We start from the raw sequence: 22,359 nt of genomic DNA on the forward strand, positions 1-22,359 counted from the left end.
CGGCATGACGTCGATCCCGGAAGCCAAGGCGCCGGCCGACGAGGTGGTGCTCGAGGCGATCGGCCTGACCAAGCACTTCCCCGTCCGCCGGCGGTTGCGCGACCTGTTCTCCAACCGGCACGACGCGGTGCACGCCGTCGATGATGTGCACCTCACCCTCCGCCGCGGCCAGGTGGTGGCCCTGGTCGGCGAGTCCGGCTCGGGCAAGTCCACCGTCGCCCGCCTGCTGGCCCAGCTCTATCCCCGTACCGACGGCGACATCCGGCTGCACGGGAAGTCGACGAAGGTCAAGTCGGGCTCGGCGTTCCGCGCGTACTGCGCCCGGGTTCAGATGATCTTCCAGGACCCGTTCGCGTCGCTGAACCCCGTGCACACCATCCGGTACCACCTCACCCGGGCGCTGAAGATCCACGGCAACGCCGGGAAGACCGACGCCGACCTCGAGAACGCCCTGTACGAGCTGCTCCAGCGGGTGTCGCTCACCCCGCCCGAGCGCTACCTCGACAAGTTCCCGCACGAGCTGTCCGGCGGTCAGCGGCAACGCGTGGCGATCGCCCGGGCGCTGGGTGCCGAGCCGGAGGCGCTGCTCGCCGACGAGCCGGTCTCCATGCTCGACGTGTCGATCCGGCTCGGCGTCCTGAACCTGCTGCGTGACCTGAAGGAACGCTTCAACCTGGCGATCCTCTACATCACCCATGACATCGCGTCGGCCCGGTACTTCGCCGACCAGACGATGGTCATGTACGCCGGCCGGATGGTCGAGGGCGGCGACAGCGAGACCGTCACACAGACGCCGGCTCACCCGTACACCCGGCTCCTGATCGACTCCGCCCCGGACCCGGACCGGCTCACCGGCGCGTCCGACGTCGAAGACGAGGACCGTGGCAACGGCGAGCCGCCGAGCCTCATCCACCCGCCCTCCGGGTGCCGATTCCACCCGCGCTGCCCGATGGCGATGCCGCGCTGCTCGACCGAGACGCCGGTCCGGCTCGAGATCGGCGACGTGCCCGGGCACTGGGCCGCCTGTTGGCTGTACGACTCCAGCGAGGTGGCGAAGTGAAGTACTTCCTGCAGCGGCTCGCCTTCTACCTGTTCACCGCGTGGGCCGCCATCACCCTGAACTTCTTCATCCCCCGGATGATCCCCGGCGACCCGGTCCAGGCGCTGATCACCAAGTACCAGGGCCAGCTCAGCAGCCAGGCGATCGACTCCCTCTACGTGCTGTTCGGCCTGGACAAGGACGCCAGCCTCTGGTCGGAGTACGTCAGCTACTGGGGGCAGTTGCTCTCCGGCGACCTGGGCCTGTCGTTCACGTTCTTCCCGACGCCGGTCTCCGAGATCCTCGCCAGCAGCCTGCCCTGGACGCTGCTGCTGGTCGGCATCACCACGATCATCAGCTTCTTCCTCGGCACCGGTCTGGGCGTCCTGGCCGGCTGGCGGCGCGGCTCGTGGACCGACGGCCTGCTGCCGGTCACCACGTTCCTCTCCTCGGTGCCCTACTTCTGGCTCGGCATCATCGCGATCTACCTGCTCACCGGCCCGGACAGCTTCTTCCCGTCGTCGGGTGGCTTCGACAACGGCCTGGTGCCGGCCTGGGACCAGTACTTCATCCCGAGCGCCATCCAGCACAGCCTGCTGCCCGCCCTGACCATCCTGATCTCCTCGGTCAGCGGCTGGATCCTGAGCATGCGCAACATGATGGTGACCGTGTCGTCGGAGGACTACATCACCGTGGCGCACGCCAAGGGCCTGTCCGACCGCCGGGTCGCGATGAGCTACGCGGCCCGCAACGCGCTGCTGCCGAACGTCTCCGGGTTCGCGCTGTCGCTCGGCTTCATCGTCGGCGGCACGCTGCTCGTGGAGATCGTCTTCTCGTACCCGGGAGTCGGTTTCCAGCTCTTCCAGGCGCTCGGCGCCTCGGACTATCCGCTCATGCAGGGCGTCTTCCTCATCATCACGATCTCGGTGCTGGTGGCGAACCTGCTGGCCGACATCGCCTACCTGCTCCTCGACCCGCGCACCCGCAAGGAGGGCTGACCGGTGACTGTTCTCATCCACCGAGGTGGCGAGGAGACGCCCGGCCGGGACGCACGGAGGGCCGGCCGGTGACGATCCCCACCTCGAGCATCGAGCAGGTCATCCCCGGCCAGGGCTCGATGGCCCAGCCCCAGCGGGCCAAGCGGCGCAGTTTCCGCTTCGTCGCCAACAAGAAGGCGGCCACCGGCCTGATCATCCTCGGCGTCTACCTGGTGCTGGCGGTCATCGGGCCGTGGATCACCCCGTACGACCCGGGCGCCCGCGGCAACGCCCTGGTCCAGCCGCCGTCGGCCGACCACTGGATGGGCACCACCCACCTGGGCCAGGACGTGTTCAGCCAGCTGCTGGCCGGCACCCGCAGCGTCATCTTCGTCGGCTTCTTCGCCGGCATCGTGGCGTCCGTGCTGTCGGTCGTCATCGGGGTGACCGCCGGTTACGTCGGCGGCAAGACCGACGAGGTCCTGTCCGCTCTCTCCAACGTCTTCCTGGTGATCCCGGCGCTGCCGCTGATCATCATCATCACCTCCACCCTGGAGAACGCCGAGGACTGGCTGATCGCCCTGGTCATCGGCCTCACCTCCTGGTCGTGGAACGCCCGGGTGCTGCGCGCCCAGACGCTGTCGCTGCGACGGCGCGACTTCGTCGAGGCGGCGCGGGCCAGCGGCGAGCGGACCTGGCGGGTGATCGGCTTCGAGCTGCTGCCGAACCTGACCGCCGTGATCGCCTCCGGCTTCGTCGGCACGGTCATCTTCGCGGTGCTGTCCGAGATCACCCTGGCCTTCATCGGCGTCACCTCGGCCACCACGTGGAACTGGGGCACCATCCTGTTCTGGGCGCAGGGCCAGCAGGCGCTGGCGCAGAGCGCCTGGTGGTGGTTCGTGCCGGCCGGTCTGGCCATCGCGCTGCTCGGCACCGCGCTGTCGCTGATCAACTTCGGCATCGACGAGTTCGTCAGCCCCCGTCTGCGCAGCGCCGGCAAAACCAAGATCAAGACCGCTTCCGGGCGTACGGTCCGCATGCGCATCGGCTTCACGCCGGTCCTGAGCAACTCCGCCGAGCCGCACACGCACGCCCGGCCGATCCCCGTGGTCAACACCGGCGCCGCCACGCCGGTGGTGCGTGAGGAGCCCGTCAAATGAGCCAGCCGGTCATCGAGATCCGCAACCTGAACGTCGGGTACGGCCTGGGCGACCAGGGCGTCCGGGCGGTCCGTGACGTCAACCTCACCCTGCACCGCGGCGAGGTGCTCGGCCTGGCCGGGGAGAGCGGATCCGGCAAGTCGACGCTCGCCTACGGCATGACGCGGCTGCTCGCCCCGCCCGGCGTGATCACCGGCGGCGAGGTCATCTACCACCCGGAGCAGGGCGATCCGTACGACGTGCTCTCCCTCTCCGACACCCAGCTGCGCCGGTTCCGGTGGAACGAGACGGCGATCGTGTTCCAGGGCGCGATGAACTCGCTCAACCCGGTTCACAAGATCTCCACCCAACTGACCGACGTGCTCAAGGCCCACGAGCCGAAGATGAGCGAGACCCAGCGCAACGCCCGGGCCCGGGAGATGCTCAAGCTCGTCGGCATCGCCCCGGACCGGATGGAGGCCTACCCGCACCAGCTCTCCGGCGGCATGCGCCAGCGCGTCATGATCGGCATGGCGCTGATCCTCCAGCCGCAGGTCGTGATCATGGACGAGCCGACCACGGCGCTCGACGTGGTCATGCAGCGGCAGATCCTCGGCCAGCTCATCGAGCTGCGCGAGCGGCTGGGATTCTCGGTCATCTTCATCACGCACGACCTGTCGCTGCTGGTGGAGTTCTCCAACCGGATCGCGATCATGTATGGCGGCCGGATCGTGGAGGAGGCGCCGGCCTCGGCCATCTACAAGGACGCGCTCCACCCGTACTCCCAAGGCCTGCTGGGGTCCTTCCCCGCCTTGAAGGGCCCACGCCGTGAGCTGACCGGCATCCCGGGGTCGCCGCCCGACCTCAAGGGCATGCCGACCGGATGCTCGTTCCACCCGCGATGCCCGAAGGCCTTCGACCCGTGCGCCGGCAACATCCCGGTGCTCGGGCGACCCGGCACCGGCGACGGCAGGACCCGCTCGGTGGCGTGCTGGCTGCACCCGACCGAGGAGCCGGTGGGCTGATGGATTTCACCTGGGGTGTGGCCACCTCGGCCTATCAGATCGAGGGCGCGGCCGCCGAGGACGGGCGGACCGCGTCGATCTGGGACACCTTCGCCCGCGACGTCGTCGGCGAGACCGGCGACGTGGCCTGCGACCACTACCACCGGATGCCGTCCGACGTGCGGCTGATCAAGAGCCTGGGGGTGAACGCCTACCGGTTCTCGGTGTCCTGGACCCGGGTGCAGCCCCACGGCCGCGGACCGGCCAACGCCCGGGGGCTCGACTTCTACGACCGACTCGTGGACGAGCTCCAGGCCAACGGGATCGAGCCGTGGCTCACGCTCTACCACTGGGACATGCCGCAGGAGCTCGAGGACGCCGGCGGCTGGCCGAACCGGGACACCGCGTACCGGTTCGCCGAGTTCTCCGAGATGGTCTTCGACCGTTTGAACGACCGCGTCCGCCACTGGGGGACGGTCAACGAACCCTGGTGCGTGGCCTATCTCGGCTACCAGTACGGGGTGTTCGCGCCCGGCCGTCGTGAGCCGGCCGCCGCGGCCGCCGCGACCCACCACCTGCTGCTCGGGCACGGACTGGTGGCCAACTCGATCAAGCGGCCGGACAACGACATCTGCATCCCGCTGAACATCGGCACCGCCACCCCGGCCTCGGACGATCCGCTGGACATCGCGGCGGCACGGCGTGCCGACGGCAACGTGGCACGGATCTTCCTGGACCCGCTCAAGCACGGCCGCTACCCGGTGGACGTGCTGGAGGACCTGGCGGCCCGCGGGATCGAGCTGCCGGTCCGCGACGGGGACCTGGAGATCATCTCCCGGACGCCCGTCGACACGCTCGGCGTGAACTTCTACTTCGGGCAGGACTTCGCCGGACGAGACCTCGACGGCAACACCGTCGACGCGGACGGGCTGCCGGTGGTACGGGAGATCAAGCCGGACGTGCCGCAGACCGACCTGGGCTGGCCGATCACGCCGGACCGGTTCACCACACTGCTGCTGCGCCTGCACCGCGACTACGGGTATCCGCTGGTCGTGACCGAGAACGGGGCGGTCTACCCGGACCACCCGGACGCCGACGGGTTCGTCGAGGACACCGAGCGGACGGCGTACCTGGCCTCCCACGTCGACGCGGTCGCCGCGGCCCGGGCGCAGGGCGCGGACGTGCGCGGATACTTCGCCTGGTCACTGATGGACAACTTCGAGTGGGCCGAGGGATACGCGAAGCGGTTCGGCCTGGTGCACGTCGACTACGAGACCCAGCGGCGTACGCCTAAACGCAGTGCGCTGTGGTTCCGGGATCGCATATCGTCCGCCCCATGACCGACTACCTCGAGATCAACCGGGCGAACTGGGACGAGCGGGCGGCGCCTCACGCGGCGTCGCCCGGCTACCGGGTGCAGAGCTTCGTCGACGACCCGTCCTACATCAGTGACGTGGTCCGATTCGACCTACCACGGCTCGGCGACGTGGCCGGGCTGCGCGGCGTGCATCTCCAGTGCCACATCGGCACCGACACCCTCTCGCTGTCCCGGCTCGGCGCCACCATGACCGGGCTGGACTTCTCCGGGGCCGCCCTGGAGCAGGCCCGGTCCCTCGCGGCCCGGGCCGGCGCCGACATCGAGTATGTCCAGAGTGACCTCTACTCGGCCCGCGAGGCGCTCACCGGCGACTTCGACCTGGTCTTCACCGGGATCGGGGCGATCGGCTGGCTGCCCGACATCAAGCGGTGGGCGCAGACCGTGGCGTCGCTGCTCGCGCCGGGCGGCCGGCTGTTCATCCGGGAGGGACACCCGGTGCTGTGGGCGCTCGACTACTACCGCGCCGACGGGCTGCTCTCCATCACCGAGCCGTACTTCGAGCAGAAGGAACCGCAGGTCTGGGACGAGCCGGGCACCTACGTGGAGTCCGACCACGAGTTCCAGCACAGCCTCACCCACGAGTGGAACCACGGTCTCGGCGAGATCGTCACCGCGATCCTCGAGGCCGGGCTCGTGCTGACCGGGCTCGAGGAGCACCAGAGCGTGCCGTGGGAGGCCCTGCCAGGGCAGATGCGGAAGATCGACAACAAGGAGTGGCAGCTCACCGAGAAACCGGAGCGGCTGCCGCACACTTACACGCTGCAGGCGCGCAAGCCCGCCGTTTAGTGATCGCCTCCGCCGGGGTATGAGCCGCTCAACCCCGGCTTGGAGGCTCTCATGCGTATCGGTGCGGTCATCGTCGTCATCTGGCTCGTCCTCGGCGTTATCGCCGCGTACGAGCGTGGTTACTTCTCCGACAGCGAGGACGCCAGCTGTGCGGAGGCGGGAACGGTCATCGTCACGACCGTGGCCGGCCCGCTCAACTGGATGGGTGTCAACCCGAAGATCACCTGCGATGTGCCGGAGCCCAGCAAGTAGACCGGCTCACCGCAGGAAGCCCCGTTCGTCGATGTGTCGGGTGGGCTCGCCGAAGAACAGCTCAGGATCGGCCGAGCCCACCGCGATGTTCAGGGTGTCCTGCTTGTACTCCCAGCGGCCGCCCTCGATCAGCGGCCACGACATCCGGTAGTTCACCTGCCAGCGCAGCCACTCCCCCGGCGCCAGCCACACGGCCGGTGGACGACGGTCCCGCGAGGGTGCGCCGTGCCGGGCCAGGAGCAGCTCCACACGTACCCCCTTGTCCGCCCGCACCAGCCGCAGACCGGAACGCGCGAGGCTCGGCTCGCGCTCCGGAGGCTCCGCGCCGAACGACTCGATCGGCTGGAAGTCGTTACGTTCGGTGATCATCACCTCGTGGACGACACCGCGCCTCTGCCCGGGCAGGCGGAAGCCCTGCGGCACCGCGCTCCGGCGTGCCGCTCCCGGACCACCCCGGGAGCGCTTGGTCCATTCGGTAGTCACCCACTGCGCCACGACGTCCACCGCTCCCCCTTTCCCGCAGACGCCATCCTCCCTGGTGGAAGCCCGCGGAAGCACGGATTATTCACGTGCTGGACACCTCTGCGCCGACGGCGCGCCGAATCGCGTCAACGACTTGATCTGGAGCGCGCTCCAGGTTCTACGGTCGATTCGGACAGCCGGGAACGAAGAGGAGAACATCATGGAACTGCGAGCCTTCGGCCGACTCGGCCGTGTCAGCGCGCTCACTCTCGGTGGCGGCGGAATCGGCGGGGTCTGGGGCGCCACCGACCGCGCCGAAGCGGTCGCGACGGTCCACGCCGCACTCGACGCCGGCATCACCATGCTCGACCTGGCCCCCAGCTACGGCACCGGCTTCGAGTCCGAGGTCGCCGTCGCCGACGCGCTGCGCGGCCGCTCCTCCGACGTGATGATCACCAGCAAGGTGCAACTGCCCGACGACGACGGCCGCGACTACGCCAAGCGCATCCGGCGCAGCCTGCACGCCAGCCTCACCCGCCTGGAACGCCGCCACCTCGACGTACTCGTCCTGCACACCCAGTTCCGCCGGCCCGGAACCGTCCTCTCCGGAACGGTCGACCCGGACGGCTACCGCGACGAGATCGTCGGAGTCTTCGAGAAGCTGCGCGACGAGGGCCTCATCCGCGCCTGGGGCATCACCGCCGTCGGCGACCCCGCACCCCTGCTCGACGCCTTCGCCACCGGGCCACGGCCGGACACCGCCCAGATCGTCGTCAACGCCCTCGACCAGAACGGCGACCTCTGGATCCACGGCGACACCGCCCACCCCGACAACCCCGGCCTGGTCCGGGCGGCCGCCTCCGCCGGCGTCGCGGTCACCGCCATCCGCGTCGTCGCGGCCGGCTCCCTCACCGACTCCCTCGACCGCGACGTGCCCGCCGACCATCCGGCCGCCGTCGACTTCGCCCGCGCCGCGCCGTTCCGCGACCTGGCCGCCTCGTTCGGCGAGTCACCCGCCTCGCTGGCGCACCGCTACGCCCTCAGCGTCCCCGGCGTCGCCACCGTCATCCTCGGCGTCAAGAACCGCGCCGAACTCGACGAATGCCTGGCCGCCGAGGCCCGCGGGCCGCTCACCCCGGACGAGCTCACGGCGGTCACCGCCCTCACCGACTGACATGCTCCCGGCCGCCGGCGCCCGCCCGGGGCCGGCGGCCGTTTCCGCCTCCTTCGCGGCCCCTCACCCTCGCCTGCCGCGCCTGGCCGGCTCCTCACCCGGCGCCCGCCCCACCTCGCCGGCCCCTCACCCTCGCCTGCCGCGCCTTGCCGGCCGGGCGGCCCGTTTCTCCCAAGCCCGCTTCGGTACGGCCGGACGAGCGCCCTCGATCACCCGCGTCAGCTCACCCAGGGTGGGGTGATGGTGGTGCCGTCCGGCAGGGTCGCCTGGAAGCCGGCGCTGGTGGTGACCCAGGCCGCGGCGGTCTCGACCCCTTCGTTGTCCACGCGGAACTCGGTCCCGGCCGGCACGACCAGCACGTCACCGGCACCGACGCGGCCGGCGACACCGTCCAGGCTGACCGACAGCTCGCCGGCCGACACCATCAGCACCTCTTCGCGCCCCACCCGGTGCGGCACTCCGGTCACCCCGCCCGCGATCTCGACGCGCCAGGCACACAGCTCGCTGCTGCCGGTCGACGGCGACGCGTAGGCGTGGAACACGCTGCCGTGCAACCGGTGAACCACTGCCTCGGTACCACGATGAATCGCCATGACTCTCCTCAACTAGTCAATCTACTTGACCAAATAGTCAAGCAGATTGACCTCCATGTCAAACTGGTCCTGTGCGCGACGATCTCCACGACCTCCCGGTGCTCCTGCTCAGTGCCGCCCGCGCGCTCGTCGACGGGATCGACTCCCGGGTGCGGGCCGACGGCTTCACCGACCTGCGCCCGGCGCACGGCTTCGCCTTCGCACGGCTGTCCGGCGCCGGTGCCACCGTCACCGACCTCGCCGAACACCTGGAGATCACCAAGCAGGCGGCCAGCCAGATGGTCGAGGACCTGATCCGCAAGGGCTACGTCGAGCGCCGCCCCCACCCCACGGATGCCCGCGCCCGCCTACTGGTCCTGACCGAAAGGGGTCACGCCTGCACCCGAGCCGCCGACGAGGCCGCCGCCCAGACCCTGGCCCCCTTGGCAGCGGCCCTGACCCCCGCCCAGGCAGCCGCCCTCAGAACAGCCCTCACCCACCTGGCCACCCCCGGCCGCATCCGCCCCCTCTGGTGACCTCCACAGCACGGCCGGCCCCGGCCGCATCCACCCCCTCTGGCGAACCCCCACAGCACGGCCGGCCCCGGATGCGGTCGCGGCACCGCGGATCCACCTCAAGGAGTGGTCGCCTCTGACGGCGCGGGCGTGGGAGGGTTCTCGGCATGGGTGAGACTCATGCTGAATCAGTCGTCCGAGAGCTGTACCGGGATCTGCTCACCGCCTGGAACGACCGGGACGCCGAACGGTTCGCGAGCCTGTTCGCGGAGGACGGCGTCCTGGTCGGCTTCGACGGCAGCCAGGTGGACGGTCCGGAGATCGCGAAACACCTCGTGCCGATCTTCCAGGACCACCCGACCAGCACCTACGTCGCCAGGCTCCGGGAACTGCGCATCCTCGGCCCGGGCGCCGTCCTGCTCCGATCCATCGCCGGCATGATCCCGCCGGGCGACGGCTCCCTCAATCCAGCTGCCAACGCGGTCCAGACGGTGGTGGCCGAGAGGAGACTCCCGGGCTGGCGAGTCGTCCTGTTCCAGAGCACTCCGGCCCAATACCACGGCCGGCCGGAGGCCACCGCCGCCCACATGGCCGAACTCGCGCCCCAGGCCGCGAACGCCGAGCTCCTGACCTGACCGCACCGACGCCACCCCGGATCGGGACCACCGCACAGCTGCTGACCTGACCGCAACGCCCCGGATCGGGACCACCGCACAGCGGAGACGGCAGCCGGATGAACCGGTGAAACGCATCGCCGGACGGAGTCCTTCCCGTCCGGCGATGCAGAGGAGACGTCAGTCCCGTTCGATCAGATGCCCGATGAGCTGCGGGCCCATGATGACCGGGTTACCCGAGCCGTCACGGCGGGCATCGAGTTCGGGGAGTTCGACCGGGTCGCCGGTGTTGGACGCCCCGACCGGCCGCGGCCCGACCCAGGCGACGGTGAGCCGCGTCTCCCCCTTGAGGAACCGCTGCACCCGGACCCCGCCGGTGGCCCGCCCCTTGGCCGGGTAGGACGCGAACGGCGACACCTTGACCTGGGTCCCCGTGGACGTGACGACCATGGGCTCGCCGTGCGCGCTGTCGGAGGTGACGACGGCGTTGAAGGAGATCACCTCGGCGTCCGGCCCGACGTTGACCCCCGCCATCCCACCGCCCTTGAGGCCCTGTGGCCGCACCAGCTTGGCCGGGAAACGCAGCAGACTGGCGTCGGACGTGACGAAGACGAGAGCCTCGGCGCCGTCGGTGAGCCAGGTCGCCTCCAGGACCTCGTCGCCCTCCTTGAGGGTGATGACCTCGAACTCGTCGGAGCGGACGGGCCATTCCGGCGCGCACACCTTGACGATGCCGAACTTGGTCCCCATCGCGAGACCGGGTGACTCGCTGCCGCCGAGCGGCGCCATGCCGACGACTCGCTCACCCTTGTGCAGGGGCACCAGCTCGGACGCGGACATGCCGCCGCGGAGGGAGACGGTGCCGGACTGCTCGGGCAGGACCGGCAGGGTGAGGACGTCGGTCTTGAAGGCCCGGCCGCGGTTGGTGACGAGCAGGATCCGGCCGCGCGCGGTGGAGTGGATGATCGCCCGGACGGCGTCGTGTTTGACCCGGCCGCTGCGCTTGCGGGCCTCGGTGGCCTCCTCGCTCTCGGCGGCGGTGCGGGCGATGAGCCCGCTCGCGGAGAGGATGACCTGGCAGGGATCATCGGCGACCTCGAGGGGCCCGGCCGGGACCGAGGCGGCGAGGACCTCCTTGAGGTCACCGTCGATGAGGGTGGTACGCCGGGCGGCGCCGAACTCCTTGGCGACCGCGGCGAGCTCGTCGGAGACGACCTTCTTCAGGACGTCCTCGTTGTCGAGGATCCGGCTGAGCTCGGCGATCTCGCCGCGGAGACGGTCCTGCTCGGCTTCCAGCTCGATCCGGTCGAACCGGGTGAGCCGGCGCAACGGCGTGTCGAGGATGTAGGTCGCCTGGATGTCGGAGAGGCCGAACTCGGTCATCAGACCGGCCTTGGCGGCGGCCGCGTCGTCGCTGGCCCGGATCAGCGCGACCACCCGGTCGATGTCGATCAGGGCGATGAGCAGGCCGTCGACGAGGTGCAGGCGGTCCTCGCGCTTGGTCCGCCGGTAGAGCGTCCGACGGGTGACGACGTCGTAGCGGTGCTGGACGAAGACCTCGAGCAGCGCCTTGAGCCCGAGCGTCCGCGGCTGCCCGTCGACGAGCACCAGGTTGTTGATGCCGAAGGAGCTCTCCAGCGGGGTGAGCCGGTAGAGGTCGGCCAGCAGGGCCTGCGGGTTGACACCGATCTTGCACTCGATGACGAGGCGGGTGCCGTGCTCGCGGTCGGTGAGGTCCTTGACGTCGGCGATACCGGTGAGCCGGGCCGCCTGGCGCTGGCCACGCCGCGGGCCGGAGGTGATGACCTTGCCCTTCACCTCATCGGTGATCGCCTCGATGATCTTCTCGGCGCCGACGCCGTAGGGCAGCTCGGTGACGGTGATGGCCTGCCGGCCGCGACCGCCCTCGAGCAGGCCGGTCTCGGCGCGTGCCCGGATCCGGACGACACCACGGCCCGTCTCGTACGCCCGGCGCACCTCGTCGAGCCCGAGCAGCTGCCCGCCGGTGGGCAGGTCGGGCCCGGGAACGAAGCGCATCAGCTCGTCGAGATCGGCCGCCGGCTTCTTGATCAGGTGCCGGGCGGCCGCCACGACCTCGCCGAGGTTGTGCGGGATCATGTTGGTCGCCATGCCGACGGCGATCCCGGACGTGCCGTTGACCAGCAGGTTCGGGAAGGCGGCGGGCAGCACCCGGGGTTCCTGCTCGGAGCCGTCGTAGGTGGGCTTGAAATCGACCGTACCCTCGCCGAGCTCGCCGACCAGCAGCATCGCCTCGCGCGACATGCGGGCCTCGGTGTATCGCGCGGCGGCCGGGCCGTCGTCGGGTGATCCGAAGTTGCCGTGGCCGTCGATGAGCGGCGTGTTGAGCGAGAAGTCCTGGGCGAGCCGGACGAGGGCGTCGTAGATCGCGACGTCGCCGTGCGGGTGGTACTTACCCATCACGTCGCCGACGACGCGCGCCGACTTCACATACGGCCGGTCGGGACGCTGCCCCTGCTCGGACATGGACCAGAGGATCCGCCGGTGCACGGGCTTGAGACCGTCGCGCGCGTCGGGCAGGGCGCGCGAGTGGATGACCGAGTAGGCGTACTCCAGGTAGGAGTCCTCCACCTCGGTGGTGAGCGGGTTGTCGATGACCCGGGCGCCCGCCTGGTCGAACGCGGACAGGTCGACGCGCTTGTCGGATTTGCGGCGTGCCATTGGTAGCGGACCTCTCAGGCGTCGATCGTCTCTTGGTCGATCCGGCCTGCGGCCTCGATCAACCAGTTCTTCCGGGGCTCGACCCGTTCACCCATCAGCAGCTCGAGGGTGGCTTCTGCGCGTTCGGCGTCCTCGATGGTGATCCGCCTGACGGTGCGCTCGGCGGGGTTCATCGTGGTGTCCCACAGCTCGTCGGCGTCCATCTCACCGAGGCCCTTGAACCGGGGCACCGGTTTCTGGACCTGGCGGCCGGCGCGCTCGATGCGGGAGACGGTGCTCTCCATCTCCTGCTGGGTGTACGTATAGAGGGTCTCCGCGTTGCGGCCCTTGGTGACCACCTTGTGCAGCGGCGGCATGGCGGCGAAGAGCCGTCCGTTCTCGATCACCGGCCGCATGTACTTCGCGAAGAGCGTGATCAGCAGGGTCCGGATGTGCGAGCCGTCGACGTCGGCATCCGCCATGATCATGACGCGGCCGTAGCGCATCGAGCCGATGTCGAACGTACGCCCCGAGCCGGCCCCGAGGACCTGGACGATCGCCGAGCACTCGGCGTTGTCGAGGACCTGCTGAAGGCTCGCCTTCTGCACATTGAGGATCTTGCCGCGGATCGGCAGCAACGCCTGGTACTCGGAGGAGCGGGCCATCCGGGCGGTGCCGAGCGCGGAGTCACCCTCGACGATGAACAGCTCGGACCGGTCGATGCCGATGGCCCGGCAGTCGACCAGCTTGGCCGGCATCGACGCGCCCTCGAGGGCGGTCTTGCGGCGGGCCGCGTCCTTCTGCTGTTTCTGGGTGAGCCGGACCCGGGCCGCGTCCACCACCTTCTGCAGGACGGTCCGGGCCTCCGTCTTGGTGCGGCGGCCGTCGACCCACTCTTTCAGGTAGGTCTCGGCGAGGCTCTGCATGACCCGGGCGACACCGGCCGTGGACAGCTCGTCCTTGGTCTGCGAGGTGAACTGCGGCTCCGGCACCCGCACGTGGATGACCGCGGTCATGCCCTCCAGGAAGTCGTCCAGGACGGGCGGCTCCTCCTTGGGCTTGAGCAGCCCGCGGGCGTTGCGGATCGCCTCGGTCAGCGCGCGCACGAGAGCCCGCTCGAAGCCCTTGCGGTGGGTGCCGCCGTGCACGTTGCGGATGGTGTTGGTGAAGCACTCGACGGTGCGCTCGTAGCCGGTGCCCCAGCGGAAGGCGACCTCGACCTGCGCGTGCCTGACGACGTTGGACTGCATCACGCCGTTGGCGTCGGCCGCATTCTCCTTGTAGGTGCCCTCGCCGGTGACCAGCAGCGTGCCGGAGACCGGCTTGTCCGAGGCGGGCGCGAGGAAGTCGACCATGTCGACGAGACCGTTCGGGTAGTGGAACGTCTCGGTCGCCGGCTCCTCGGCGGTCGCGTCGAACAGGGTGTACTGCACGCCGGGGACCAGGAACGCGGTGTTGCGCAGCTTGGTACGGACGGCGTCGACGTCGAGCCGGGCGCCGGTCTCGAAGTAACGGGCGTCGTACCAGTACCGGATCGAGGTGCCGCTGGGCTCGCCCCGCTTCATCCGGCGCACCACCCGCAGGCCGGGCTCGCGGCTGAACGGCGCGTCCGGCCCGGGGCCGTCGAACACCCCGGGCACGCCGCGCTGGAAGGAGATCTCGTGCACCTTGCCGTCGCGCTTGACGGTGACGTCGAAGCGCAGGGCGAGCGCGTTGACCGCGGACGCGCCGACGCCGTGCAGGCCGCCGGAGGTCTTGTAGCCGGAGCCGCCGAACTTGCCACCGGCGTGCAGGCGGGTGAGCACCAACTCGACACCGCTCAGGCCCGACTTGGCGTGCACGTCGGTGGGGATGCCGCGGCCGTCGTCGTCGACCTGGACCGAGCCGTCGCTGTGCAGCGTCACGGCGATGCGGGTGGCGTGGCCGCCGACCCCCTCGTCGGTGCAGTTGTCGATGATCTCGTTCGCGAGGTGGTTGATGCCTCTGCTGTCGGTGGACCCGATGTACATGCCCGGGCGTTTGCGGACAGCGTCGAGCCCTTCCAGGTGCGTGAGGTCGTCAGCCCCGTACAAGGTCTCTGGTTGCGCGGTCACGAGGCGGCACTCCCGGTCAAGCCATGGGTGGTCGAGGACGGCGCGAGCCTACCCGGCGCCTATGACACTTCTGCCCCAGGCGAGGCAGGTCTAGACCAGTCCGTGGCCGAAATGGGGATGATCCACCCCAGAAAGTGCGCTACGCCACAGTCGCCAGAGACACGGTCTGCGGCTGAAGCGCCCGGAAAAGGTCCAGCGGGTACGGCTTGCCCGGAACCGACACCGGCGGCAGCTCCTGGTAGGCGATGAGCTCGTCGGTCACGTCCCGGGTGGCCGGGCACACCACGACGGTGTCGTGCGGTGCGTAGGCCTGGAGACGGGCCGCCGTGCTCACCACGCTGCCGCTGATCATCCCGTATCCGCCGTCGAAGGCGGCCATCGGGTCGACGATCACCTCGCCGGTGGCCAGGCCCACGCGGGTCCGGACGGGGAACCTGCCGGCCAGGAGACGCCCCCTCAACGACTCCTGGACCGACAGGCCCGCCTGGACCGCGGAGGCGGCCGCCCCCGGGCCGAATCCCTCCTCCGCGGCTCCGAACACCGCCATCACCGCGTCCCCCACGTACTTCTCGACGATGCCCCCACAGCCTCGGACCACGGCCGAGACCGCCGAGAAGTAGTCCCTCTGCAGCGCCCGCACCTCCGCGCAGTCCAGCCGGTCCACCAGCGAGGTGAAGCCGACGATGTCGACGAACAGCACGGTTACGGTCTGACGCCGCTCCTGAACGGCACTGATGACGGTGCTCATGTCTTCGCTCCCCCAGGTCACTGCGTTGACCGGGAGTACGGTGCCAGCCAGGGACGCCGACGCGGATCCGCAGAACGACGTATCTCTGACGGCATCGAATTCCGTCGTTTTTGTGACGCAGAACAGTCCGAACCGACGACATAGTGATAGGCCGATACGGATTAGGCTGCCGGACATGGCCAGACAGGGGGACGAGGGGCCGCTTGTCGGGCGCACCGGCACGCTGGCCGACGTTCAGTCCAACCTCCGCAACGTCGGTCCCGGTGGGACGGCCGCGGTGTTCGTGACCGGGGAGAGCGGTGTCGGCAAGAGCCGGCTGCTGCGGGAGACCGCCGAGACCTTGCGCGAGACGGGCTTCTCGGTGCTGTACGGCACCTGCCTCGACATCGGCGACGCCTCACCGCTGCACCCGGTGCTGCAGGCGCTGCGCCGGCTCGACGGCACGGCTCCGGCGGGCGCCGCCGACGACGCCGGTGCGCTGCTCGAGCGGGTGTCGCGAGACCTGCGGGCGATCGCCGGCGAGCAGCAGCTGCTGCTCGTCCTGGACGACCTGCAGTGGGCCGACCGCAGCACCCGCCAGCTGCTGCTCTACCTGCTCGCCGGGCTCGGTGACGTCCGGGTGTCGGTGCTCGCCGCGATCCGGGCCGAGGCGCTGCACGGCACCCACCCGCTGCGCCGCGTGCTGGCCGAGCTTCGCCGCCTGCGCTCGGTCCGGGTGGTCGACCTGGCGCCGCTGAGCCAGGACCACACCCGTGAGCTGGTGACCGCGATCGTCGGCGGCACGGTGGCCCTCGAGGACGCCGACCGGGTCTTCAAGCGCAGCGGCGGCAACCCGTTCGTGGTCGAGGAGCTCTCCCGGGACCTGCGCGACGGCCGGGTCGAGCTGTCCGACACGCTGCGCGAGATCTTCCTGTCCCGGGTCGACGAGCTGCCCCCGCACGCGCACACCGTGGTGCACGCGATCGCCGCCGGTGTCGAGCCGGTCGAGCACGCGGTGCTGGCCGGGGTGGTGCCACTGCCGGAGGAGCAGCTGATCGAGGCGGTCCGGGCAGCGGTCACGCACCGCTTCGTGGCCAGCGACCGGGACGGATACAAGCTGCGGCACCGGCTGGTCGCCGAAGTGCTGGAGCAGGAGGTGCTGCCGGCCGAGGCGGCGTCCCTGCACCGGCGGTACGCCGAGACGCTGGAGTCGGTGGACGGCGAGCCGGACAACGCGCGCCTGGCCTTCCACTGGCAGCGCGCCGGCGAGCCGGACCGGGCGCTGCCCCCGGTGGTGGCCGCGGCCCGCGCGGCCGAGCGGATGTACGGCTTCGCCGAGGCGCACCGCTACTGGACGATCGCGCTGCAACTGGCCGGCGACACCGATCACCGGCGCACCGAGCTGCTCGGCAACGCCGCCGAGTCGGCTCACCAGTGCGGCGAGCATCTGCTGGCACTGGCCCGCCTGGAGGAGCTGGCCGGTCGCCCGGACGCTCCCGGGCAGTCCGAGCTGCACCTGCGGCGGGCTCGTTACCTCGCGGCGGCCGGGCGCTCGGCGACCGCGGAGATCGAGTACCAACGAGCCCTGGAGGCACCGGACTGCACCCCGCGCAGGCGGGCGTCGGCTGCGGCGTACCTCGCTGAGCTGTTGTTGCATCTCGGACGTTATGCCGACGCCAACCAGCACGCCCGGGAGGCGCTCGAGCTGGCCGCGGTGAACGGCGCCACCACCGACCTGGTCCGGGCCAGCGCCGCCCTCGGTTTCAGCGCCGCGTTCCGCGAGGACCCGGACGCCGGTCTCGCGGTCATCCGGCACGCCGTGGAGATCGCCGAGCGGTCCGGCCATCCGGACGACCTGGGTGTCGCCTACCTTCACCTGGCCGAGCTGCTGGCCGGCCCGCTGAACAGCATCGAGGAGGGCGTGCTGGTGGCCCGCCGCGGCGCCGACCTGCTCGCCGCCCGGGGCGTGGGCCGCACCTATCAGACCCGCCTGCTGGCGATCGCCGCGAAGGGCCTGTTCCGCAACGGCCAGTGGTCCGAGGCGTATGCGGTGCTGGAGACCGCGATGCGCAACCACCCGTCCGGCGCCGACGCGGTGGAGTTGCTGCTCGCCCGCTCGCAGCTGTGGGTCGGCTTCGGCGAGGTGGACAACGCCCGCCGCGACCTGGACGCGGTGGCGACCCTGCTGGCCGGTGGCGGGGCACGGCACGTGCTGCCGATGCTGACGCTGCGGGCCGGGCTGGCGATGTGGCAGGGCGAGCACGCCGAGGCGCGGGCCGCGGTGCAGCGTGGCCTGACCGAGACCCGCTCCGACGACCTGGTGCTGCTCGGGGTGCTGGCCTGGCACGGCCTGCGCGCCGAGGCGGAGGCGCACGTGGCCGGCCAGCCGACCGACCCGGGTGCGCTCCGCCGCCTGCGGACGGTGATGGATCGCCTGGTCAAGGGGGTCGGCGACGCCCCGCCGGCGGTCCGTGCGGTGGTCGACGGCTATCTCGATCTGTGCACCGCCGAGCTGAGCCGCGTCGAGGACCGGCAGGATCCCGAGCCGTGGGCACGGGCGGCCGCCATCTGGGACCGGCGCCAGCAGCCGTACCCGGCGGCCTATGCCCGTCTCCGGCACGCCGAGGCGTCCCTGCAGCGCCGGGTCCGGCGGACGTCGGCGGTCACCGGGCTGCGCCAGGCGTACGCGACGGCGACCGCGATGGGCGCCCGACCGTTCGCCAACGAGATCATCGGGGTGGCGCAGCGGTTCCGGGTGACGCTCGGGGACGATGTGCAGATCATTCCGGCCGGTCCGGAGCGCGCCGCCGACGAGCTGTCCACGCTGACCGGGCGGGAGCGGGAGGTGCTGGCCGCGGTGGCCGAGGGGCTGACCAACCGCGAGATCGGTGAGCAGTTGTTCATCAGCGAGCGCACCGTCGGCGTACACCTCGGGCACATCTTCGACAAACTGCAGGTGCGTACCCGCGTACAGGCCAGTCGCGTCTATCTGACAGCAGCCTGACCAGGGCATCGTTATCCGGCCGTGACATACGTACACGGAATACGTCGTTCTACCGATCCGAGGACGGACCCCCGATGGAAGTGTAGGCGCCACGGGGGAGCACCGCCCGGCGACAGGCTTCGCCGGGCGGTGCTGGGGGCCCTCCGTTGCCTTTGCATCACCCACGGAGGAACCCATGACCCAGCCCATCTGGGGCCCCGTCCAGCAGGAGATGTCCGATCTCCTGCAACGGCACCCCGACGACGTCCCAGGAGTTGTCGACCTACTCGCGCAAGTGCAGGTCGCTCTGTGCCGAGTGCCGCCGTTGCTCGATGGCAACCCGCTGGCCGACTTCAACCGGCTCTATCTCACGATCACCGAGAACGTGCTGGAGCGTCTCTACGCCGGCAAGTTCAAGGACCCCGCATTCCTGGCCCGGCTCGATGTCGAATTCGCCGGCCGCTATTTCGACGCCCTCCGCTACTGGACCGAGGGCAGTCCCGCATGCCCGGGCGTGTGGGCCGGCCTGTTCTGCCGGATCCCCGGCCCGGACGCGCGCGCACTGCCGTCGGCGGTCGCCGGGGTCAACGCCCACATCAACTTCGACCTGCCGTTCGCGCTGGTCACGACCTTCGACCACCTGGGCAGCGACCCGGTCGACGGCAGCGACCAGCATCACGACTACCTGCAGGTCAACGACATCTTCGCCGAGGAGATCCCCGGCCTGCGCCGTGGCTACCTGGACCGCTGGCAGCTGCTCATCGACACGATGAACGGCGACCTCGACGACTGGTGGCAGGGCGAGATGGTGGAGTACACCCGAAACGTCGCCTGGCGCAACGCCCAGAAACTGTGGGCGATCCGGCACGACCTGGGCGCGCTCGACAAGGAGCGCCGCCGCCTCGACAACACCGCGACCGGCCTCGGCAAGCTCCTGCTGTCGCCGTTCGGCAGCTTCCTGCAGTAGAGATGCGGCGTCAGCCGACGATGATCAGGCGGGCCGTGGTGGCCGATCCGTCACGGACCCCGCCGACACCGACCTGCACACCGGTCCGGACAGCGCTGCGCTCCACCTTCTTGCGATCCTGTGCCACGCGCAACGGATCACCGAAGGTCCACGTCATCTCGTAGCCGTCGGACGACTTCACGGTGAGCCCCTTGTCGTCCACGGCGGTGACCGCACCCCGCTGCACCACGACGGTGCGCTCCTCGCCGTCGCGGGTCCGCACCACCACCTCGCCGTGCAGCGTGTTCTTGCGCAGCAGCTTGCGAGCGATGCGGGGCCGCACGCCCGCCGCGGTATCCCCCGCGTCGCGGGCGTCTGCGGTAACGCCGGCCTCTCCCGCAACGGCCGCGTCGCCGGCGTCTCCCGCGTCGCCGGCGTCTCCCGCCTCGAAGCCGACCTCCTGGAGAGCCACCATCTCGACGGCGGCGCCGGCGACCTCGGCGGGGGCTTGCGCGCCGCATCCGGTCACCGCGAGAGCAAGAGCGAAGATCAATACCTTCATGGATGTACGGGTCATGCGTCAGATGTTCGACATGAGGCGATCAGACCGTGTCAGCTCCATGTTCGAGTTCCGTAAGAACGCGGGCGGTGATCGAACCCGATCCCGGTACCGAGTGCACCAACCGCACCTGCAGCGGGCCGGACGCCAAGTCGACCCGAACCACCGAGAGGGTTCCGTCCTGGACGGACATCGACACGGACGCAGCGGGCTCGGGGCACGCCTCAGACCGTGAGTGCCGAGGGTGCCTATACGTGCGACGGCTCGCGACCCTGCTGGTAGGGGAGCTCGACGGTGAACATGGCACCGCCCTCCGGGGCGTGGCCCGCGGAGATCCGGCCACCGAGGCGGGTCACCAATCGGGCGGCCAGGGCCAGGCCGAGCCCGCTTCCCACCTTGCGGACCCCGCGGTAGCGCCGGTTCAGCTCGCCCCGCTGGAAGGCGACGGCCAGGTCGTCGTCGGTGAATCCGGGGCCACCGTCGCGTACCTCCAGGATGCCGTGGCCGTCGCCGGCCCGGACAGCCAGGATCAGTGGCGCGCCCGCCGGGACCACCCGCAACGCGTTCTCGCAGAGACCGTCGAGCACCTGCCGAATGCGGCCCGGATCGGTGCCGACGACGACCGGCCGCGCCGGCGTCTCCACCGTCAGCGACGGCCCGCCGTCGGCGCAGCGCGCGGCCCAGGCCTGCCCGGCCTGGCGGACCAGCTCCCCCAGGTCCACCTCGGTCACGTCCAGGGGCAGGTCGGCCGCCTCCAGCCGGGAGAGCACCAGCAGGTCGGAGATGAGCCGGTCGAGGCGCTGGGCCTCGGCGAGCACGGTGGACCCGGCCGCGGTCGTGTCGTCCCCGCCGATCACGCCGTCGGCCAGCGCCTCGGCGTAGCCACGGATCGTGGCGAGCGGGGTACGCAGCTCGTGCGACACCGAGAGCAGGAAGTCGCGTTCCCGGCCCTCGCTGGTCTGCAGGGCGGCCGCCAACTGGTTGATGGCGTCGGCGAGCCGGACCGCCTCGGCCGGGCCGGCGCGGGCGATCCGCACCGAGCGGTCCCCGGCGGAGAGTCTCGCGGCGGCGGCCGCGGCCAGCCCGATCGGCCGGGCCACGAACCGGGCCAGCAGGGCGCCGGCCAGGATGCCGCCGAGCAGTCCGGCGACCAGTGCCACCCAGACGCCACGGAGCAACCGCAACCCGACACCGGAGGCGACGCCGCGCGTGAGGACCACACCGCTGGAGACACCCGCCAGTGGACGCCCGACGACGAACGAGGGCCGGCCGCCGACCTGGGCACGGATGTCGACGGTCTCGCCCGCGGTGATCCGCCGGACCACCCGAGGCGGCAACCCGTCCCGGTCGACGCGACCGTTTCTGATCACGTAGATCTCGATGTCCTGGGCGCGCAGCCGGTCGGCGATCCGCTTCCGGGCGGCCGGCCGCTCGTCGGTGAGCAGCTCGACCGCCAGCACGGTCCGGTCCATCAGCTCGGCACGGATCTGGGTGTTCACCGAGCGGACGGCGATCGGCATGGCGACGAGCGCGGTGACGATCACGGCGACCACCGCGGTCGCGGCGGTGACCAGCACGGCGCGGCCGGTCAGCGTACGGAAGAAGTCACGCATCGGCGGCCTGGCCGACACCACGGAACGCCCGGATCAGGTCACGCATCGGCGGTGTACCCGACCCCGCGGACGGTCCGGATCAGGGCGGCCGACGAGCCCAGCTTGGCCCGGACCTGCGCCACGTGCACGTCCACGGTCCGGGTGCCGGCGTGCGAGGCGTAGCCCCAGACGGCGGCCAGCAGCTCCTCCCGGGTGAACACCCGTCCCGGGCGGCCCAGCAGGTGCGCGAGCAGGTCGAACTCGGTGGCCGTCAGGGTCAGCGCAGCGCCGTCCACGGTGACGGACCGGCGCCCGGGGTCCAGGGTCAGCGGGCCGAGGGACCGGACCCGATCGGCGTCCCCGGCGACCGCCGCACGGCGCAGCAGGGCCTTGACCCGCGTCACCAGCTCGCGCGGGCTGAACGGCTTCGTCACGTAGTCGTCGCCGCCCAGCTCCAGTCCGAGGATCCGGTCGACCTCGTCGTCCCGGGCGGTCAGGAAGATCACCGGGGTCCAGTCGCCGTCGGCACGCAGACGGCGGCAGATCTCGGTGCCGTCCAGGCCGGGCAGGGCGATGTCCAGGATGCAGGCGACCGGGCGCAGCCGGCGCGCGGCGGCCAGTCCACCCTGGCCGTCCCGCTCGACGTGCACACCGAACCCCTCACGGCTCAGGTAGAGCCGGACCAGGTCGGCGATCGGCCGCTCGTCCTCCACCACGAGGACCAGCCCCCGGCCGGAAGTCTCCGTCACCGGCCCATCATCGGCTTCCACGACCGCGCTCACCAGGACATCATGCCGTGGCCGGGCCCCGGCGAACGTTCGAGGAAGGTAAGGACGCCGATGACCCGACCGGGTGACGTGTGCGCATC

At 70.7% G+C, this 22,359-nt stretch carries 20 protein-coding genes; 12 read left to right on the forward strand and 8 right to left on the reverse strand.

The window, feature by feature from the left end; all coding sequences use genetic code 11:
• Window positions 1-4: 4 nt before the first annotated feature.
• The 7 genes from ACQPZW_RS40165 (at window position 5) to ACQPZW_RS40195 (ending at window position 6,575) form a co-directional block, all read left to right on the forward strand.
• Window positions 5-1,060, forward strand: a complete 1,056-nt coding sequence (locus ACQPZW_RS40165) for an ABC transporter ATP-binding protein (protein ID WP_433791274.1) — start codon at window positions 5-7, stop codon at window positions 1,058-1,060.
• Complete coding sequence (locus ACQPZW_RS40170; protein ID WP_433791275.1) at window positions 1,057-2,037, forward strand: ABC transporter permease; 981 nt, start codon at window positions 1,057-1,059, stop codon at window positions 2,035-2,037. Before ACQPZW_RS40165 ends, ACQPZW_RS40170 begins: the two co-directional genes overlap by 4 nt.
• 68 nt (window positions 2,038-2,105) lie before the next feature.
• A complete protein-coding gene (locus tag ACQPZW_RS40175; protein WP_433791276.1) occupies window positions 2,106-3,176 on the forward strand; it encodes an ABC transporter permease in 1,071 nt (356 codons plus the stop codon).
• Complete coding sequence (locus ACQPZW_RS40180) at window positions 3,173-4,180, forward strand: ABC transporter ATP-binding protein (protein ID WP_433791277.1); 1,008 nt, start codon at window positions 3,173-3,175, stop codon at window positions 4,178-4,180. Before ACQPZW_RS40175 ends, ACQPZW_RS40180 begins: the two co-directional genes overlap by 4 nt.
• Window positions 4,180-5,499, forward strand: coding sequence for a GH1 family beta-glucosidase (locus ACQPZW_RS40185; protein ID WP_433791278.1), 1,320 nt, complete (start codon window positions 4,180-4,182; stop codon window positions 5,497-5,499). Before ACQPZW_RS40180 ends, ACQPZW_RS40185 begins: the two co-directional genes overlap by 1 nt.
• The gene (locus ACQPZW_RS40190; RefSeq protein WP_433791279.1) at window positions 5,496-6,323 is read left to right on the forward strand and encodes a class I SAM-dependent methyltransferase; all 828 of its coding nucleotides are present in this window, start codon (window positions 5,496-5,498) and stop codon (window positions 6,321-6,323) included. The genes ACQPZW_RS40185 and ACQPZW_RS40190 overlap by 4 nt, the downstream gene beginning before the upstream one ends.
• 51 nt (window positions 6,324-6,374) lie before the next feature.
• Complete coding sequence (locus ACQPZW_RS40195; RefSeq protein ID WP_433791280.1) at window positions 6,375-6,575, forward strand: hypothetical protein; 201 nt, start codon at window positions 6,375-6,377, stop codon at window positions 6,573-6,575.
• A 6-nt stretch (window positions 6,576-6,581) separates the two neighbouring features.
• Here the strand turns inward: ACQPZW_RS40195 and ACQPZW_RS40200 are convergent, their stop codons facing one another.
• Window positions 6,582-7,079 carry a hypothetical protein gene (locus tag ACQPZW_RS40200; RefSeq protein WP_433791281.1) on the reverse strand — a complete coding sequence of 166 codons (498 nt, stop codon included), beginning with the start codon at window positions 7,077-7,079 and terminating at the stop codon, window positions 6,582-6,584.
• 178 nt (window positions 7,080-7,257) lie between these two features.
• Here ACQPZW_RS40200 and ACQPZW_RS40205 point away from each other — a divergent pair, with 178 nt between their 5' ends.
• Complete coding sequence (locus ACQPZW_RS40205; RefSeq protein WP_433791282.1) at window positions 7,258-8,211, forward strand: aldo/keto reductase; 954 nt, start codon at window positions 7,258-7,260, stop codon at window positions 8,209-8,211.
• Between the two features lie 218 nt (window positions 8,212-8,429).
• Here the strand turns inward: ACQPZW_RS40205 and ACQPZW_RS40210 are convergent, their stop codons facing one another.
• On the reverse strand, window positions 8,430-8,804 hold the full coding sequence (locus ACQPZW_RS40210) for a cupin domain-containing protein (protein WP_433791283.1): 375 nt from the start codon (window positions 8,802-8,804) through the stop codon (window positions 8,430-8,432).
• A gap of 71 nt (window positions 8,805-8,875) precedes the next feature.
• On the opposite strand from ACQPZW_RS40210, the gene ACQPZW_RS40215 reads away from it, so the two are divergent.
• Both ACQPZW_RS40215 and ACQPZW_RS40220 read left to right on the forward strand, forming a co-directional pair.
• On the forward strand, window positions 8,876-9,319 hold the full coding sequence (locus ACQPZW_RS40215; RefSeq protein WP_433791284.1) for a MarR family winged helix-turn-helix transcriptional regulator: 444 nt from the start codon (window positions 8,876-8,878) through the stop codon (window positions 9,317-9,319).
• Between the two features lie 146 nt (window positions 9,320-9,465).
• A complete protein-coding gene (locus tag ACQPZW_RS40220) occupies window positions 9,466-9,933 on the forward strand; it encodes an SgcJ/EcaC family oxidoreductase (RefSeq protein WP_433791285.1) in 468 nt (155 codons plus the stop codon).
• A 159-nt stretch (window positions 9,934-10,092) separates the two neighbouring features.
• On the opposite strand, the gene ACQPZW_RS40225 is transcribed toward ACQPZW_RS40220, so the two are convergent.
• From ACQPZW_RS40225 to ACQPZW_RS40235, 3 genes are all read right to left on the reverse strand, one after another.
• Complete coding sequence (locus tag ACQPZW_RS40225) at window positions 10,093-12,612, reverse strand: DNA gyrase/topoisomerase IV subunit A (RefSeq protein WP_433791286.1); 2,520 nt, start codon at window positions 12,610-12,612, stop codon at window positions 10,093-10,095.
• 14 nt (window positions 12,613-12,626) lie between these two features.
• Entirely contained in the window at window positions 12,627-14,684 is a 2,058-nt protein-coding gene (locus ACQPZW_RS40230; RefSeq protein WP_433791287.1) for a DNA gyrase/topoisomerase IV subunit B, read from the reverse strand.
• Window positions 14,685-14,823: 139 nt separating this feature from the next.
• Window positions 14,824-15,432 carry an adenylate/guanylate cyclase domain-containing protein gene (locus tag ACQPZW_RS40235; protein ID WP_433791288.1) on the reverse strand — a complete coding sequence of 203 codons (609 nt, stop codon included), beginning with the start codon at window positions 15,430-15,432 and terminating at the stop codon, window positions 14,824-14,826.
• Between the two features lie 175 nt (window positions 15,433-15,607).
• On the opposite strand from ACQPZW_RS40235, the gene ACQPZW_RS40240 reads away from it, so the two are divergent.
• Window positions 15,608-18,415: an ATP-binding protein gene (locus ACQPZW_RS40240; RefSeq protein ID WP_433791289.1), complete on the forward strand. Its 2,808-nt coding sequence runs from the start codon at window positions 15,608-15,610 to the stop codon at window positions 18,413-18,415.
• 175 nt (window positions 18,416-18,590) lie between these two features.
• The gene (locus ACQPZW_RS40245; RefSeq protein WP_433791290.1) at window positions 18,591-19,361 is read left to right on the forward strand and encodes a DUF5995 family protein; all 771 of its coding nucleotides are present in this window, start codon (window positions 18,591-18,593) and stop codon (window positions 19,359-19,361) included.
• 10 nt (window positions 19,362-19,371) lie between these two features.
• On the opposite strand, the gene ACQPZW_RS40250 is transcribed toward ACQPZW_RS40245, so the two are convergent.
• From ACQPZW_RS40250 to ACQPZW_RS40260, 3 genes are all read right to left on the reverse strand, one after another.
• Window positions 19,372-19,917: a hypothetical protein gene (locus ACQPZW_RS40250; RefSeq protein WP_433791291.1), complete on the reverse strand. Its 546-nt coding sequence runs from the start codon at window positions 19,915-19,917 to the stop codon at window positions 19,372-19,374.
• 230 nt (window positions 19,918-20,147) lie between these two features.
• The gene (locus tag ACQPZW_RS40255) at window positions 20,148-21,512 is read right to left on the reverse strand and encodes an ATP-binding protein (protein ID WP_433791292.1); all 1,365 of its coding nucleotides are present in this window, start codon (window positions 21,510-21,512) and stop codon (window positions 20,148-20,150) included.
• Between the two features lie 38 nt (window positions 21,513-21,550).
• Entirely contained in the window at window positions 21,551-22,240 is a 690-nt protein-coding gene (locus tag ACQPZW_RS40260) for a response regulator transcription factor (protein ID WP_433791293.1), read from the reverse strand.
• Window positions 22,241-22,359 lie beyond the last annotated feature (119 nt).

The organism is Actinoplanes sp. CA-252034 (assembly GCF_050956125.1).
In the GTDB taxonomy this organism is placed as follows: domain Bacteria; phylum Actinomycetota; class Actinomycetes; order Mycobacteriales; family Micromonosporaceae; genus Actinoplanes.

Coding starts and splice junctions, on each gene's coding strand:
- ACQPZW_RS40240 (WP_433791289.1), top strand. CDS start 15,608: ATGGCCAGACAGGGGGACGAGGGGCCGCTTGTCGGGCGCACCGGCACG.
- ACQPZW_RS40255 (WP_433791292.1), bottom strand. CDS start 21,512: ATGCGTGACTTCTTCCGTACGCTGACCGGCCGCGCCGTGCTGGTCACC.
- ACQPZW_RS40245 (WP_433791290.1), top strand. CDS start 18,591: ATGACCCAGCCCATCTGGGGCCCCGTCCAGCAGGAGATGTCCGATCTC.
- ACQPZW_RS40225 (WP_433791286.1), bottom strand. CDS start 12,612: ATGGCACGCCGCAAATCCGACAAGCGCGTCGACCTGTCCGCGTTCGAC.
- ACQPZW_RS40250 (WP_433791291.1), bottom strand. CDS start 19,917: ATGACCCGTACATCCATGAAGGTATTGATCTTCGCTCTTGCTCTCGCG.
- ACQPZW_RS40220 (WP_433791285.1), top strand. CDS start 9,466: ATGGGTGAGACTCATGCTGAATCAGTCGTCCGAGAGCTGTACCGGGAT.
- ACQPZW_RS40210 (WP_433791283.1), bottom strand. CDS start 8,804: ATGGCGATTCATCGTGGTACCGAGGCAGTGGTTCACCGGTTGCACGGC.
- ACQPZW_RS40235 (WP_433791288.1), bottom strand. CDS start 15,432: ATGAGCACCGTCATCAGTGCCGTTCAGGAGCGGCGTCAGACCGTAACC.
- ACQPZW_RS40205 (WP_433791282.1), top strand. CDS start 7,258: ATGGAACTGCGAGCCTTCGGCCGACTCGGCCGTGTCAGCGCGCTCACT.
- ACQPZW_RS40180 (WP_433791277.1), top strand. CDS start 3,173: ATGAGCCAGCCGGTCATCGAGATCCGCAACCTGAACGTCGGGTACGGC.
- ACQPZW_RS40190 (WP_433791279.1), top strand. CDS start 5,496: ATGACCGACTACCTCGAGATCAACCGGGCGAACTGGGACGAGCGGGCG.
- ACQPZW_RS40165 (WP_433791274.1), top strand. CDS start 5: ATGACGTCGATCCCGGAAGCCAAGGCGCCGGCCGACGAGGTGGTGCTC.
- ACQPZW_RS40185 (WP_433791278.1), top strand. CDS start 4,180: ATGGATTTCACCTGGGGTGTGGCCACCTCGGCCTATCAGATCGAGGGC.
- ACQPZW_RS40195 (WP_433791280.1), top strand. CDS start 6,375: ATGCGTATCGGTGCGGTCATCGTCGTCATCTGGCTCGTCCTCGGCGTT.